This is a genomic window from Paenibacillus gorillae (genome assembly GCF_000513275.1).
Classification (GTDB): Bacteria; Bacillota; Bacilli; order Paenibacillales; family Paenibacillaceae; genus Pristimantibacillus; species Pristimantibacillus gorillae.
Genome location: NZ_CBVJ010000118.1, coordinates 1 through 15530 on the forward strand (window position 1 = coordinate 1; position 15530 = coordinate 15530).

The window sequence follows — 15530 nt, forward strand, 5'->3', positions numbered from 1 at the left end:
CCAGCACGGCGCCTTCCGGGTTGTCAATCAGTAGAGCTGTGCTCAGCCCCTACTACTCCTCTCTAAAATCCTCAACAATGACTTCGATAGCTCCCGTCTCAGGATCGATAACAAAGCCGTGCACTGGGACCGATTGCGGGAACAGCGGGTGACGGCGGATCATACGTACGCTGTGCATAACACCGTCTTCGGGGCGTTCGAAGCCGCGCAAAAAGCGATCCATCCGGATGCCGGAGTTTTCCAAGGTCTCGATCACCAGGGGATCGATACCGTTCTCGATGAACTTGCCCACCATCCGATCGGAGTCGATAGAGTTCATTCCGCAATTGCGATGTCCAATAACGATGATCTCTCTGGCCCCAAGCTCGTACACCGCTACCAAGATGCTGCGCATCGCGCTGCCGAACGGCTGGGTCAAAATACCGCCGGCGTTTTTAATGAACTTGGCATCGCCATTTTTGAATCCGAGCGCTTTAGGGAGAAGCTCGACAAGCCTGGTATCCATGCATGAAAGGATAGCAACCTTCTTATCCGGGTATTTATCCGTCAAATAATCCTCATATCGTTTCTCTTCCACAAACTGCTCGTTATAGGCCAACAAACTTGGAACGATGGACATCGGTACTCCTCCTCGCTACCTGCCGCAGCTGCCGTTACGACAGCCTTGTAAGGTGATTCATTCATTTTACCATCCCCCTTCACCAGGCGGCAAAAAAAGTAACAACTCGACAGCAAACGTCAATAAAAAACAGAGCACCTGCAAGGCCCACTGGGTCCGGCAACTGCTCTGTCTCTCACACTGAAGCATCCTGTGTAATCACACTCAACTATATGCGCCACTATACTAAGCCGCAGCGGGACCGGCTTGCCGTTGATGGCGTCTAAATGCAAAAAACAGCACCGCAGAGATTGTACATAACCCGCAAAGAATTAAATACAAGTAATGGGCGCCCAAGCCATCGACGATCACGCCGCCAAGCGCGCTACCGATAATGCCGCCAAGTCCCCATGATATGGCTGTATACAACGTTTGCTGCGTCGCTTTCGTACCCTCCGAGGAGAGGCTCTGTACAACCTCAACGGATGTTCCAGCAATGAAAGCAAATGCCACCCCGTTCATCAGTTGAAGAGCAAGCGTCATCGAGACGCTCTCAAAGGCGAACATCATAAAGTATTGCAAGCCATATATGACAGAAGCCAGACAGAGCAGCTGGTACCGCCCCATCCGTTTGCTAAGCTTGACCGCCACCCAGAACATCGGTACCTCGATCAGCGCCGCAATAGCGAACGCGCTGCCGATCCAGGTTTTATCGAAGTTCATTTCCTTGAAGTACAACGGGAGAAAAGTCATATTCATGTTCGCGGACATCATCATCAGCATGCTGGTCACAACAAACACAATATAAGGCCTATTCCGCATAACCTCCCCGATCTGACCGAACAATGGCGCACGGCTGCGCTTCAGTTTGGCCGAGGGCAGGAATACGATAACGACGCAGATCAACAAGCTAAATACCAAATAGTAGTTGAAAATGTTGTGATAGCCGTATTTTTCGTACAAAATGCCTGTCACGAATGTGCCGATGGCGTAGCTAAGCGCTCCCCATAACCGGACGCTGCCGAATGAAAAGCCGCGCTGGCTGGCGATTTCTACGGCGATGGCATCGCCAATAGGCCCGCCTGACGATTGGAACCAGGCAAAGAAAACAGACAGAACAAGCACAGCCGCAATGCCATTCGTCCATTGAAAGCCCATGCCCAGCAAAGGCGAGACGACCGCACACAGGATCATAATGGTGCGGGGATTGCCGATCCGGTCATTGATAATCCCCATTACCGGCTGTGCTACTACGCTTACCATTGCCCATAACGATAAAATCAGACCAACCTTCGTTGACGTATATCCCTGTTCACTAAAATATAGGCTTGTATAAGGAATGAGTACGGAAACCGCGCAATACCAAATAAAATAATAAACTGCTAAAATTCTCACCGGCTCTTCTCCTCAGGCACATGCCTCTGTTGACGTAAGACACTTCTTAACACTATGTCATTCTATTGCTCTATGACTCTGTTGTTCTATTATATTTTTAGACTGCTCTATTATTCTGCAGCCTCATCCTCCACGATTTCAGCCGGCCAGCCAAGCTGCCTGCACATTTCAGCTGCCCGGCGCAGATCGCGACGTGCTTCGATGCGCTTCAAGCCAAGTCTCGCAGCCGTCTCTGCCGCCCAGCGGAAAATATAGACTAGCGTATCCGCTTGCGCTTCCTTCGCCGCGTAATCCAGCAGCACGAGCGTATCGCCTCTCACGCCCATACGGACATAGCTCCAATGCGTCTCTTGAAAACTGCGCAGGCCAAACAGCTCGCGGTCCTCTGTTGCGCCATGCGCTTGAAGCGGCTGCTGCAAGTAGGCCAGCCATTCTTCACGATTATTCGCATGCTGCTCATATTGCGTAAGGCTCCACTCCAGCGTCTGGTCGGCAAGCTCAGCAAGCTGCTCCCCGCTTTCCAGATAGGACCAGTGTTCTGTCGGATGGTCGAGCTCCGCTGGAACTTCAATCGAGATGTTCCAGCTTCTGTAGTTCGCTTTCACTCCAATTGATTCCAGTATAGCAGGAACTCCGACGCCCTCAAGCCCTTTCTGTTTGGCCAATCGGATTAATGACCGCAAGCCTTCAGGAGAACCGATTGCAATGTCATTGCTGTGCATGACCACAATCGCGCCTTTTTCGAGCTTAGGCTCAACCTTGGCGAAAATATTTTCCGCCGGAACGCCTGCCCAGTCACCGGAATCAATGCCTTCAATATCTATATAATTACGCTCGGCAAGCCAGTCGAGATTTTCTTCCCGGAAAGAACAATACGGAAACCGCATAAAGGTGGGGCATGGAAGTCCGGTTGCATCTTGAAAAGCCAGCTCCGTCATCTTCAGCTGCTCCAAAAATACAGGCTTCGGCACCTGTGCCATTCTGCGGTGATGATACGTATGAGGCGCAAGCACATGCCCGCGGGAGATTATCAATCGGGCTCGATCCGGATGGCGGTCCATCCACTCGCCGGTGAAGAAGAACGTGCCTACTGCGCCTTCCTCGTCCAATACGTCCAGCCAAGCTTCAATCGGAAGACGGGAAGGCCCGTCATCAAATGTAAATGCGCAAATATTTTCATTCTCATTGCCATTCCAAACTGCCTTGATCGTCATGCTGCAGCCCCATTTCCGTTTTTAGATAACAAGTATTATAGAGAGAAAACGCATACAACTCTACTACTGTTCTCCCCTTCTATAATACAATCTTACTGATCTGTCCGGTTTTCAGAGCAAAATATGGCTTTGCCTCCCTTCTTACGCCCTTATTCTCCTATCAACCAGGGTTATCCAGCCTCAGCCGAACCGTTCAAAAATGGACATTTCCAATGAAAAAAAACGTCCATATTCGACATAGCAATCCAAATTGTTATTGACTATAATGGGTGATAATGATTATCATTTTAAAGTGGAGAAGGGGAAACACAACATGCTTAAGACTTGGAACAAACAATATGTGCTAGTCATTCTGGTGCTGATGGTATCGGTTCTGGCGGCTTGCGGAAACAGCGGCTCGAACTCGAACTCAAACTCGGCTAGCCCGTCACCAACAGTAGAGGCAACGACGGAAACCTCGCCGCCAGCAGCAGAAGAATCGGCTACAAGAGTATATAAAGACGGCTTGGGACGCGAAGTTACAATCCCGACGCATCCGAAGAAAGTCATTGCACTGCAATATTTGCCGGAAATGATGGCTTTGGAAACGAAGCCAACAGGCGTTGCATCTCACCTGCTTAACGGCTTCACTTATATGAAAGATCAAATTGCCGGCATTCCTGATATCGGTCCAACGAATGATCCGAATCTGGAGAAAATATTGGAGCTTGAACCAGACCTCATCATTACGGCAGAATGGAGCAAGGATCTGGTTGAAAGCTTGAACAAAATCGCTCCAACTATCGTGCTGACATGGGAAGGCCTGGATGCCGTTGCCCACTTCAAAAATGTAGCTGACGCACTCGGCCAAAGCGACAAAGCAGAAGCATGGCTGCAAAACTTCAATAAAGAGGCAGAAGAAGCAAGAGCAGCACTGGCATCTAAAGTGGAAACAGGCGAAACGTTTGGCGCAGTCGTAATCGGCGGCTTCGAAAAAGGCCAGCTGCGTGTATATGGCGACGGCAACGTTGGCTATACGTTGTTCAACACGCTGCAGTTCCCGATGACCGATTTCGTCCAAACGGAGTGGAATAAAGGAGACAATGAGCTAGGTATCAACCTTTCGATGGAAAAGCTGCCTGAGTACGCATCTGCCGACCGCCTGTTCGTTGTCCGTTTCGACAATGACAAGGATTTTCTGAAGCAGATCGATGAAAGCTCGCTCTGGCAGAACCTCCCTGCCTACAAGAACAAGAAAATCTACACCGTTGATTCCAACCTCTGGTTCTCTTATGACGTATTATCGTTCCAAGCTCAGCTTAAAGACGCTGTACGCTTGTTGTCCGAGTAAAAAATAACGTACACCTGAACAACAATCTTTGCAGAGAATAGTTCTTCGACAGCCGTCGGGGAACTCTTTTCTGTTTTTAACAGGAGGTGACTGCCGATGATCTCATGGATGTATATATGGAGAGACTCACTATGCTTCACATGTGAAGGCATGGCCGCACAAGTGGAAAAGAAACCGGACCGCTATGTGCTCGTCATAGCTGCCGAAGGCGGGGGCTTGCTCTGGATTGATGAGAAGGAATATACGCTGGCTAAAGGAAGATGCTTCATTATTAAGCCGGGAGCTGCTATGCGTATTGCCAACCGTTCGGATGACCAGACCTCTGTCCACATCATTGAATTCGACATATTGCCGACCCGTACAGACGTTGGCGGTCCGAACAGTCCTACTCCTGACAGCCTGCCTGAAGGAGCCATTCAGCCGCGTCCTTCCTCCCGTATTCTTCAATTGGCGCAAACGCTGTATGATCATCGCAAAAGACTCAACGAGCAAGAGGAGTACGAGAATCATCTGTGGTTCCAAGAGCTTATCTTCAAATTAATGAAAGCGGCAGACGAGAACAAAGAGCTGCAGGCGATTCAAGCTGTAGAGCAAGCCATCCAACAGATGCGAGATTCGTTGAATGATGATTTTACGCTGGGGCAGCTTGCGGAGAATGCGGGCTTGTCACCGCGCCATTTTTCCCGTATTTTCCGAACGCTGACGAACAAGAGTCCCATCGACTACCTCATAGAGCAACGAATGAGCAAGGCGAAGCTGCTGCTTCTGGATTCTAAGGATACGATTCATGAAATCGCTAATGCCATAGGCTTCCGCGACCCGTTCCATTTCAGCCGCAGCTTCAAGCAGCATACAGGCGTATCTCCCCGGCTTTATGTGCACATGCGTAAGCAGCCGCCGCGAGTCGCTTCGCTGCAGTTTTTGGGTGAGATGCTTGCCCTCGGTATTAAACCTATAGGGGCACCCAGCCAATTGCTCACCAGCCGCTATTACCAGACGCATGTTGAGGGAATCGAGGTCGTTGGCAGCACCGTCGTAACTCCTCACTTGGAGAAACTAAATGAGTTGAAGCCCGATGTCATTGTGACCTTCGACGGCTATCACTACTCCGACTATTCCAAAATCGCGCCTACACTGGATGTATCTTGGTCACTCCCGTTCTTCGAGCGCTTTCGCTACATTGCACAGTGGATTGGCCGTTCTGATGAAGCCGAGCAATGGATGGACCGTTACCGTGACATCGCAGAGCAATCCAAGGATCTGATCTCCCATTCCGGTCACGAGAAGGAGACGGTATCCTTCTTCTGGCTGCGCGGACTGCCCCAGCAAGTTGAAGTCTATTATGACGTCGGCGTCTTGTACCGGGATTTGGCCTGCCAAGCACCTCCAGCCATTGCCGCTGCGCAAGCCCGTGAAGGGCATCCGTTCAAAGAGCGTATCCGTGTGGCCGAGCTGCCCTTGTACGCTGGCGATCACATGTTTGTCGTCGTCTCGCGCGATCCGGAATCGGAAGCCCTTTTCCAGGAGCTCCAGCAGACACCCATGTGGCAGGAGCTTCCTGCCGTTAGAAACAACATGTGCTACAGGCTGACGGAGGATTGGCTGCGCGAAGATCCCGTCTCCATGATGGGACAACTGGTAGATGCTGCAAACACGATTCGCCGATCAGCGTATTCGCTATAAAAAAAAGAGGTATCCCGATTATCGGAGATACCTCTTTCCTTTTTCAACGCCTGCCGATTGGCTAAGCCCCAACGCCCGCGCTTTCCAGCATCGCGCATGCCCGTTCATCTCTTTCCGCTGCCGTCATGCGAGGGCAAGTATAGCATTTTACGCCATTCTCCCGCCGGTCGTACATGCAGCAGGAGGATTGAATCTGCCATTTCTCCTCCGTATTCAGCGGGTTCTCGATATACCGGGGCTGATGCACAAATGGATTGCGCCTGCGCTTGAACCATTCCGGCTCAATCCGTTCGGCCAATGTGCGGCTATCCTCCGCAAACTTGCGCAGCACGTCTGCTCGCGGTTCATGTTCACTCAGGAAGTCTTTCAATAGCGTAAGTTGACCGCCGAATTGCTGCCAGATCGCCTCTGCCTTCAAGCCTGCTCCAGCAGCTATCGCTTCGACCGATGGCGTAATAAATTGCGCAAAGAAGGATTGCCAGTGAGCAATCCAGAACGCTTCACGCTGCTCCGGTGGCGAAGGAATTGCAACAGAGCGCAGCTCCTTGATTTTATAGCCCAGATGCGTATGATCGCCATGCCTCTCAATTTGGTAGATAAGATTGTCCGCCGACAAATCGATCAGCCGGTCATATTGGGCAGCGAACAACAATTGGATTAAGCCAAGCTTGCATAGCGAGGTGCCGATGAAAGATCCGGGTAGCGCATTCGATATCGCTTGAACCGTTTGTCCGCTTGTGTGAAGTGCCGTCAACAAGTCATCCGAGCTCATAAAGCGGGACGCCGGAAGCTCATATACCGGATTGTCCGCACCTTCCGGAGAGATATGATAATACCTTTTGACGACTGTAAAATCGAATTCCGTGTCCACAAGAGCTCCCCCGTCCTATTGCCGTTTCTGTTAGATCCTATGGATCTGCTTCTTTTATTATGATAACCATTCTCAAATTAGCCGTCAATTCGTAAAACCCACGAGACCTTGCAACAAAGAGATGATTCACATCAGACGCGTCATAATAAAAAAGAAGCAAGACCAGCCCCGGCGGCATGCATCCTGCTTCTCACTTTCTTTTGTCCGAGCTATTGGCGCAAGGGCAGACCGAGAATGACTCGTGTACCCTTTCCCAGCTCGCTTTCGAACTTCAGGAAACCTTTATGATGCTCCATAATGTTGAGACACATCATGAGACCAAGCCCCGTCCCCTTCTCCTTAGTGGAATAGAACGGCTCTGTCAGCTTCGCGAGCTGGGCAGGCGTCATTCCCTCCCCTTGGTCAATCACCTCGACCTGAATTCCATCCGCGTTAGGCTGAACAGCCCGGACGGTAATTTGGCCGCCGTGATCCATCGCTTCAATCGCATTTTTCACCACATTAATAAATACCTGCTTAATCTGATTGTCATCGCATTCAATAACAGGGTTGTCGATCATTTCTGTTACAATCTCGATGCTCTTCATGACGGCCTGCGTCTGCAGCAACGCGATAGCGTATTCAATAATGGCGCTGACTTCGGTTTGGATAATGCGATCATTATGCGGCTTAGCCACGCCGAGCATTTCATTCAGAATGAGCTCAATCCGGTTAAATTCATCGTTCATAATCTCAAAATAATGCTTGCTCTCGATGTTCGCTTTCAGTTCGATCAATTTGGTGAACCCTTTGAGCGACGTGAGCGGATTGCGAATCTCGTGTGCAACGCCTGCGGCCAATTGGCCAATCATCGACAAAGCTTCCGAGCGATTTAAAGAGGATTGCGCTGATCTCAGCTGACTAATATCTTTGATCACAACGCCGTATGTCGTTATCGTTTTCGTTAGAGGGGTTACGGACACCAGAATCGGCAGCTTCCTTCCATCCCGGGTCATCCCTTCCATTTCGAAATTGCGGACTACACTGTCTCGCATAAATTGCCCGACCAGCTTTATTTTCATCTCCTCAGTCACAATCGGAATATTGTAATAAGACGCGCCCTGCAGCTCCTCAAAGCTATAGCCAAATATCGCCTCGACAGATTTATTCATTTTGAGCAGACAACCGCTTTCATCAAAAAATGCAATGCCGTCCGAGTTGTTCTGAATGAAAATGTCCAGTTCTTCCTGGTTGGCGACAAGCCGCTCCTGATCCTGCTTCTGGGCAGTTCGGTCAGCTACGACAATAATCCAGCTGTCGATCTGGTTTCGATCATTGTAGAAAGGGGTTACAGACAGCATGATATTCAGCAATACGCCAGACTTCGTCGCGCGGACACACTCGATGGCCGACAACGATTCGCCGCGCATGACCATATCATGCAAAGTTAGCAGCTGGTTTAACTCTTCCTTCGGGAGAAACGGGCAGGTGAACGCCGACTTCCCTTCCACTTCCTGCTTGCTGTACCCCAACATTCGTTCAAATGCAGGATTCACCCGTGTAATGATACCGGAAATGTCCAGCAATAGGATGGCGTCAAAGTTATTGTCTATAAAAGAGTACAATCTCCGCCGCGCGGATCGCGCGGATCGGAACAAGAAATACATAACCGTCAAACAGGCAAGAAGTCCCGACGCATACATCCAAAACAAGTTAAGATCCCACCCCGTCTTTAGGATATAACTCCCTTTAACCGGCTAGCAGTAATACATAGTGTATGTCAATTTCTACATATTCCGTTCGATTCCTTCTGCCTCGCGTCTTTTGCACTATATTTAATAAGTAGAAGCAATTTTAAATGCTGATTCCAGGAAAAAAACCGCAAGGAGATGGCCTCTCGATGCGGTTAATTGGCAGACTATTATTCGGTCAGGGACGGACCCCCGTCCAATAAATCGATTTCCGTATACGCCGTTTCCCTTCCGTTGACCAGTAGCGTGATTCGATGCAGGCCAGGATAATGGCGTCTCGTCGTCAAATCCGCCCATTTATGCGTCCGTGTGCCCGTTAGCCGGGAGCCTCCGGGCACCGTTTTGTCCGACCACAGAAATAGCTTTCGGGACGTCTTGCCCTTGGATTTAACGAAATCGATGCCGTATTCGATGCGAATACGAACCGGATCTCCTTCGCGGATCCCAAGCACATAGGCTAGCTCGCTGCTTTCGCCGATGCGAATCTCTGAAGGATCGGCGATGATCGTCGCTTTTTCGGTAAGAGAAGAACCCTCCGCAGACTCTGAATAACCAAACAACGCCAGCGCTTCCGGGATAGCCTTCCGGACCAGCGTCCGGCAGCCATGCCGAATAATCCAATCTGTGTGGGGATCATTGCCCTGCCAGCGGCGAGCGGTCTCAAGCACGAGCGCAGGATGATCCTTGGCAATATCATTCAAATTATTCGCTACGCTCTTCCTTACATAAAGCGACGGATCTGCCTTCAATCGCTCCAGTATCGGCATGATCGGGGACGGGTCCTTCTTAAAGAGCGGGAGTGCCTGTCCCCACGGCAGGCGGGGACGGCAGCCTTCGCTTGCGAGACGTCTGACATGCTCGTTAGGATGCTCCGACCAGATAGCCATCTGCTGCATCCCCTTCTCCGGATTGTGAATAAGGAACCATCTGATAGCAAATTCAGCAGAGGAGCTTTGTGTAAATTTCTCCAAGGCGTTCATCGACAGCTCCCAGTGCTCGTCCGCTCCACCATAAACCTCCACGAAGTCAGGGAAAAACAAATATGGAAAGCCGGTGCATGTACCGTACAGCTTGAACAACACGTTCAGTGCATCCTCATACTGCTCCGGCAAGTATTGCCCCAGTACAGTAGAAATCCGTCGTGTCCGCCCTTTCAGCTCCAGTCCGTCCCAGCTCTCGTCCATCACTGTGCTGACAAAGTCGTGTGAATCAAATGAAGGGTATACCTGTCTAACCTTATCGCCAAAGCCTTCTAGGAAGGCCTTATTATATAAATCCTTTAAGGGTTCTGCCATTATGAATCTCCTCTTTCTAACTAGACTCTGCTTCTAAAGCTAAGTATACAACAAACCCCGGCCGTCTTGCGGCCGGGGTTGCAGCATTTTCTACTTTGCTTCTAGTCTTCGAAAGAGCTCACAGCGATGCTGGCGATGCGCAGCTCGCCGTTGCCACCGGTAAGCTTAACGCTATTAACGGCACCTGCTTTGAAAGGAACCGTAAGGTTAGTAATCCCTGTATAGTCGGACAGGCTTCCTGTCGACAAAGCATTCAGCAAGGAGAAGTCTTCACCGTTAACGTTCAGATTGATCTTAGCCAGACGCTCTTCCGTTGCATAGCGAATTTCGATCGAGGTTCTTCCGCCGCCTAAGCCGTCCAATCCATCAAATTGGCAATACGCGCCTTCTCTGTTTAAAGACCCGATCACGGCATTGCCCTGATCGTCAGACAGAAGGGCAGCGCCCCCGTGTACGGAAGCTTGATCCGCTGCATAGACGATTTGGTTCGGATTAGCCGCCTTGCTTGGTCCAACCGGCTTAATTCCGCCCTCTCTCGTCTGCACTACAGTCTGGATTGTGCCGTCTTCATTGAAATGCAAGTAGTCGATGCACACGCTTCTGAGGTTGCCTTGGTCAGAAATGTCCTGATTATGATAGAACAAATACCATTGCCCCTTGAACTCAGCGACGGAGCCGTGGGAAGTCGAACAGCCTGTTGGCTCCAGGAACACGCCTTTATACGTCCAAGGACCAAGCGGGTTGTCACTGATCGCATAGCGCATCTGGTTTAGTCCGTCCAGGTTATCCGAATACGTCAAATAGTAAATGCCGTTTCTTTTGAATACCCAAGTCGCTTCGTGGAAATCCTCCAGGCCTTCCATTTCAATGGCGTCATGCTTCATCGACATCATATCGTCGTTCAGCTCACCGCCTGCGCATTTGCTGCCGCCGCCATAATACATATAAGCGCGGTTGTCGTCGTCAACGAAGACGCACGGATCAATCATCGCGAAGCCGCCAAGCCCTGTAATATAGCCTTGATCGGTAAATTCGCTTGCTGGCTTCTTGCTTGTCGCAACCCCGATCTTCCAAGTATCATTCCAGGCGGTACCGCTAGGGTGCGGGTAGTAGAAATAATACGTACCGTTCCGATAGGCAGCGTCCGGCGCCCACATGAAGCCGCCCTCCGTCCGGCCCCAAGATACGTCGTCAGAACGCAAAATTTCACCTTCATCTACCCAATTGACCATATCCTCAGAAGAGAATACATGGTAGCGGTCCATCAGATCGCAGCCTCTAGCCGGATCCATGTCATGAGAGGCATATATGTAGACCTTTCCATCCTCCCATACGTGGGCGGAAGGGTCAGCTGTAAAAATCGAAGTAATAATCGGGTTTTTCATATTATTATAAACCTCCAATAACAATCATTTTCGGACGGATGCGTCCGGTCAGTTTAGCATAACCGGAATGTTGGACAATAACTATGAGGCGATATTAACGTATGCAGGCGATCTTTATCGCATTCAGAGGGCAGACAGCAAAAAACCGGCCTATTGAGGCCGGGTAGTCAATGATGATGTATTTCGTAGCGAGTTGATGAGCAGAATCAGCCTGGATAGGCCAAAGGCTAGAAGCATAATCGAAGCAATAAGAAGCAAATGACTGATGCCGGGCATAAAGGCCAGCGCAATTTCCCATGTCACCTGAAGCAGATTAGGGGCTGCAAAGAGCAGGAATAGAGGCAGTGCCAAATGCAGGAGGCCAATAGATAGCGAGTGTAAAATAATCGAACGCCGCTCTGGCCGGACGTCTCGTCTCCAGCGCACTGTAACATAAATGGAGCGAAGAACGAACAAGAACACTAGCAATGAAACGACCCGGATCAGCCAGTCAGTACCGCTTTCGGATGGGATGGAAGCCGGCTCTTCCCCTTTAAGAATTTTGCGGATTCCCTCCGTGATGACGCCTGCGGATGACCCGTTTTTATTCAGCAGCAGTACGATACCGGTGTCACCTTCAATCAGCATATTGGAGCTGAAGTTTTCCACGCCTCCATCATGCGTAATGGTATGGTCGACAGCAATCCAGCCCATTCCGTACGTTGCGCCCTTTCCCATCGGAGCGCCATCCTGCCCATGCATGAGCAGCGTGCTTGATTCCGATACGACCCGCTTCTCGTTATAAACGCCATTATTAATCTGTCCAATTAAATAGTGAGCCATATCCTCCGCGCTGGACATGATGTAGCCAGACGGCACATCAACCGACCGGTCCGGCGGGTTAGCCGTCCTCACCCATCCAAAAACCGACTGATGCCCCTGCGACAAGCCATTTTGCTCAGCTAGTGCTCTTGAGGTGAAGCTATGTTCCATACTTAACGGTGTGAAAATATGCTTCTGCACATATTCGCCATAGGATTGCCCGGATACGGCCTGAATGAGCGCTCCCAGTACATTGTAGTTGGCATTGGAATATTCGAATTTAGCACCGGCTGCTCCTCTGAGCTTTATATCCTTCAATGTCGCCGGATATTGCTTGAGCGAGACGTCTAAGCTGTTCAGCTTCAACCCGGCAATTGCCGGAATGCCGCTCGTCTGGTTTAACAGCTGACGTACGGTTACAACCGCAGCGCGCTGGGCATTAGCTGCTGTAAAATCCGGCAAGTACGTTTGCACAGGCGCATCCAGGTCAATTTTACCTTCATCGGCCAGTTGCATAACCGCAAGCCCCGTGAAGGACTTACTCGTCGACCCGAGAATAAACGGCGTCTGAGGCGTAACTGCCTTCCCGTTTGCATTCGCTTTGCCATAGCCCTTCGTGTAAATCTCCCCGTCCTTGCTAACGATCCCAATCGCCGCTCCCGGTATATGAAGTCTGTCAATCGCCGTCTCCATAAAACGGTCGATTTTCTCGTTGTCCTGTTGCTTCACCAATGACGCAGTCGAATGATCCGAGAGCGCTGGGCTAGTTAGGGCCAATGTTATATGTTCAGCGCTTGATTGACCTGCCAACGCCAGTGCTGCACGCTCCGGTACGAGGCCATAGCTGACAAATCCTGCGGCAATCGTGCATAGTAACACCGACATGCAAAATGCTTGCCTCGTCTTTGATCTCATCATCATCATTATGGATTCACCTATTTCCTTATCATTCACCTGACTCTCATTATAAAGTGTATAAATGAGGTGAAAAACGGCCGCGGGGTTGAGGGAAACACTAGACCTTAGTCGGGTGAATGCCTATGCGTGACGCAAAGAACATCATTTAAGATGGTTTAGAGTGTTCTTCTTTTACCCATGCTGGCTAATGAGGTGAACGAAGATGACAATAATCATCGGTGTACTATTAGCAGCAGCTTCCCTTGTAGCAGGCTGGATCGGATATCGCAGCACAATAGCCCGCATGGTGCTTGGCGCTCTCGCTTCCATTGCGCTATTCCTGGCTTCTACAGTAATTGGAGCGGCGGCAACCCGCACGATCATGGACGATACAATCTTCATGACGGAAATCCATTCCGTGCTGCAATCCGCCACTTTTTTGATAAGCGTTGCTTACTTGATGGTGTACGGGCTATCCCGAATGGCCCTTCAAGCCGTTCGGCCAAACTCGGGCCGCTAACCGCCCCCATCAAAACTACTGTTGGCAACATAAATGCTGTATTGTTCTAACTATGCTGGCGGTGACGCCATTTTGCGCTGTATAGTAACCGTTGAACTCGATTATTAACACCATATAACGCTATTCCGGATCGGTTGTGATAAGATCCAGAGCAACAAAATGCGAAAATACAGTTTGTTTCCCCGAAAATAGCCCAAAACCGCCTTCAAAATGTAAATGTGCAGTTTGATTCGGCCAAATCGGCCCTTTTGGTCCAAAAACGGCTGATCAAAATGCACTTTTGCATTTTGATCCCGATATACAGCGATTTCACCAGCTTCAAAATGTACTTTTACATTTTGAAGCTCTAGAAACAGGATGGAAGAAGATTTTCAGCGTATCCAGCAACGAGTCGGAAGGCTAGTTATCTGTATTGGAAAACGGAAGGCAGGCTGCTCGTCAAAATGCGGCTGAACACCGTTATGCCACAGAAGCTGGGAATTTATCTCCAGCCTCCAGCCATTCAGCCCGGCTAACTGAGCTGCTCCCCTTCACGCGTAACGATCCACCGCTGTCATTCCCGCTTCGCCAACCATTAAGCGCAGCTTCATTTTTGGCGCGATGCAGCTTGGATTTGACGGCGCTGACTGTTGTGTTCTGATGTGCCGCAAGCTGCTCGTAAGTAAAGCCTTGCTCATAAACAAGCAGCAGCGATTGCCTGTACTGGGGCTCCAGCGTATAAAGCAGCTCATGCAGCACACACTTTTTTCGGCTAGACCATCCGTCTCGTCCTCAACAGCGCCTATGCTTTCGATTAGATCATCCAGTATTTCGTTGCGGACCGCCCGTCTCCGGTAGTAGTCGATCGCTTTGTTTCTTGATATTGTTTTGATCCAGGCGCCTTTATTCTTTTGTTGGCGAATGGTATGAAAGTGGCTGAACACTTTGATAAACGTTTCCTGCACGACATCCTGAGCCATGTAGGAATCATGGAGCACCTTGTAGGCCGTATAGTAGACGAGACTATAATATTGATGATAGATGTCATTAAACGCTTCTTCCTTGTCACGCTCCAGCACCATCATTCCACTCCTTTAAAATATTGCTTCAGCCCGTCCACAATAGCCTTTGCTGCTTTATTTTGGCCCGCTTCGCTCAGCAGCACCGCTTCCTCTGCCGCATTAGTCAAATAGCCCGTCTCTACCAGAATAGCCGGCATCTCGCTAAGGGACAGCACCTTCAAATGATTCTCCCGGACACCTCTGTCCTCAAAACCCATCGCCTCAACAACCTTCTGATGAATAGCCATAGCAAGCGGTATACCGTTCTCATAACGGTAGTAGGTTTCCGTCCCCGAGATGCTCCCGCTCTCATAGGAATTCCCATGGATTGAGACCATTACATCCGCTTTCCAGTCGTTTGCCATCGCCGCTCGTTCATCCAGTTCCACAAAAGAATCGTCATGCCGGGTCAGCCGTGGATCAAACATCGGATCGTTGCGCAGTAAGTCATACACCTTTTGCGCGATGGCAAGGTTGCTGTGCTTCTCTTCAATGCCGCTCACTCCCGGCGCGCCAGGGTCTTTGCCTCCATGTCCAGCATCAATCATAATTCTATAGCCATTGCTCGATGAGGTAAGCCGGGCACCTCCCGACTCCTCTACACTGCTGGAGAACGCCTTGGTCATCATCTTGGAATCTCTCGTATATTGGCCTACCAGAAAAATAACAGTTCCTATTATAACGACTAAAAATAGCGGCAGTACCGCCACACTCGCTAGTTTTCTTGTTTTGTAACGACGTTTCATGATAATCCTCCCTGAAGTAGAATCC

General features: G+C 50.1%; 13 protein-coding genes and 1 pseudogene. 3 read left to right on the plus strand and 11 right to left on the minus strand.

Translation table 11 applies throughout. From position 1 onward, the window contains the following. Positions 1–52: 52 nt before the first annotated feature. From TY10_RS22360 to TY10_RS22370, 3 genes are all read right to left on the minus strand, one after another. Positions 53–619, minus strand: coding sequence for a beta-class carbonic anhydrase (locus tag TY10_RS22360; RefSeq protein WP_042168508.1), 567 nt, complete (start codon positions 617–619; stop codon positions 53–55). Between the two features lie 225 nt (positions 620–844). Then, positions 845–1993, minus strand: coding sequence for an MFS transporter (locus TY10_RS22365; RefSeq protein ID WP_042168510.1), 1149 nt, complete (start codon positions 1991–1993; stop codon positions 845–847). Between the two features lie 110 nt (positions 1994–2103). Beyond that, on the minus strand, positions 2104–3207 hold the full coding sequence (locus tag TY10_RS22370) for a polysaccharide deacetylase family protein (protein ID WP_042168513.1): 1104 nt from the start codon (positions 3205–3207) through the stop codon (positions 2104–2106). A gap of 313 nt (positions 3208–3520) precedes the next feature. On the opposite strand from TY10_RS22370, the gene TY10_RS22375 reads away from it, so the two are divergent. Then, positions 3521–4537 (plus strand): ABC transporter substrate-binding protein, encoded by a 1017-nt coding sequence (locus TY10_RS22375; protein WP_052350713.1) that lies wholly within the window; start codon positions 3521–3523, stop codon positions 4535–4537. A gap of 96 nt (positions 4538–4633) precedes the next feature. Further along, positions 4634–6220 carry a helix-turn-helix domain-containing protein gene (locus TY10_RS22380; RefSeq protein WP_042168516.1) on the plus strand — a complete coding sequence of 529 codons (1587 nt, stop codon included), beginning with the start codon at positions 4634–4636 and terminating at the stop codon, positions 6218–6220. 61 nt (positions 6221–6281) lie between these two features. Here TY10_RS22380 and TY10_RS22385 read toward each other — a convergent pair whose 3' ends face one another. From TY10_RS22385 to TY10_RS22405, 5 genes are all read right to left on the minus strand, one after another. Then, positions 6282–7091, minus strand: a complete 810-nt coding sequence (locus tag TY10_RS22385; protein WP_042168518.1) for a (2Fe-2S)-binding protein — start codon at positions 7089–7091, stop codon at positions 6282–6284. A gap of 209 nt (positions 7092–7300) precedes the next feature. Beyond that, on the minus strand, positions 7301–8773 hold the full coding sequence (locus TY10_RS22390) for a PAS domain S-box protein (protein WP_238327925.1): 1473 nt from the start codon (positions 8771–8773) through the stop codon (positions 7301–7303). Positions 8774–8991: 218 nt separating this feature from the next. After that, a complete protein-coding gene (locus tag TY10_RS22395) occupies positions 8992–10116 on the minus strand; it encodes a DNA alkylation repair protein (protein ID WP_042168522.1) in 1125 nt (374 codons plus the stop codon). Positions 10117–10217: 101 nt separating this feature from the next. Beyond that, positions 10218–11501: a family 43 glycosylhydrolase gene (locus TY10_RS22400; RefSeq protein ID WP_063510460.1), complete on the minus strand. Its 1284-nt coding sequence runs from the start codon at positions 11499–11501 to the stop codon at positions 10218–10220. Positions 11502–11651: 150 nt separating this feature from the next. After that, positions 11652–13187: a serine hydrolase domain-containing protein gene (locus TY10_RS22405; protein WP_052350714.1), complete on the minus strand. Its 1536-nt coding sequence runs from the start codon at positions 13185–13187 to the stop codon at positions 11652–11654. Between the two features lie 235 nt (positions 13188–13422). Between TY10_RS22405 and TY10_RS22410 the strand changes: the two genes are divergently transcribed. After that, positions 13423–13719, plus strand: a complete 297-nt coding sequence (locus TY10_RS22410; RefSeq protein WP_042168524.1) for a hypothetical protein — start codon at positions 13423–13425, stop codon at positions 13717–13719. Positions 13720–14178: 459 nt separating this feature from the next. Here the strand turns inward: TY10_RS22410 and TY10_RS32620 are convergent, their stop codons facing one another. The 3 genes and pseudogenes from TY10_RS32620 to TY10_RS22420 form a co-directional block, all read right to left on the minus strand. Continuing rightward, positions 14179–14457: an RNA polymerase sigma factor gene (locus TY10_RS32620; RefSeq protein ID WP_081735432.1), complete on the minus strand. Its 279-nt coding sequence runs from the start codon at positions 14455–14457 to the stop codon at positions 14179–14181. 38 nt (positions 14458–14495) lie between these two features. After that, positions 14496–14783 (minus strand): annotated as a pseudogene (locus TY10_RS32625) (RNA polymerase sigma factor); the annotation flags it as partial. Then, positions 14780–15505: an N-acetylmuramoyl-L-alanine amidase family protein gene (locus TY10_RS22420; RefSeq protein WP_042168527.1), complete on the minus strand. Its 726-nt coding sequence runs from the start codon at positions 15503–15505 to the stop codon at positions 14780–14782. The gene TY10_RS22420 and the pseudogene TY10_RS32625, both read right to left, overlap by 4 nt. Positions 15506–15530 lie beyond the last annotated feature (25 nt).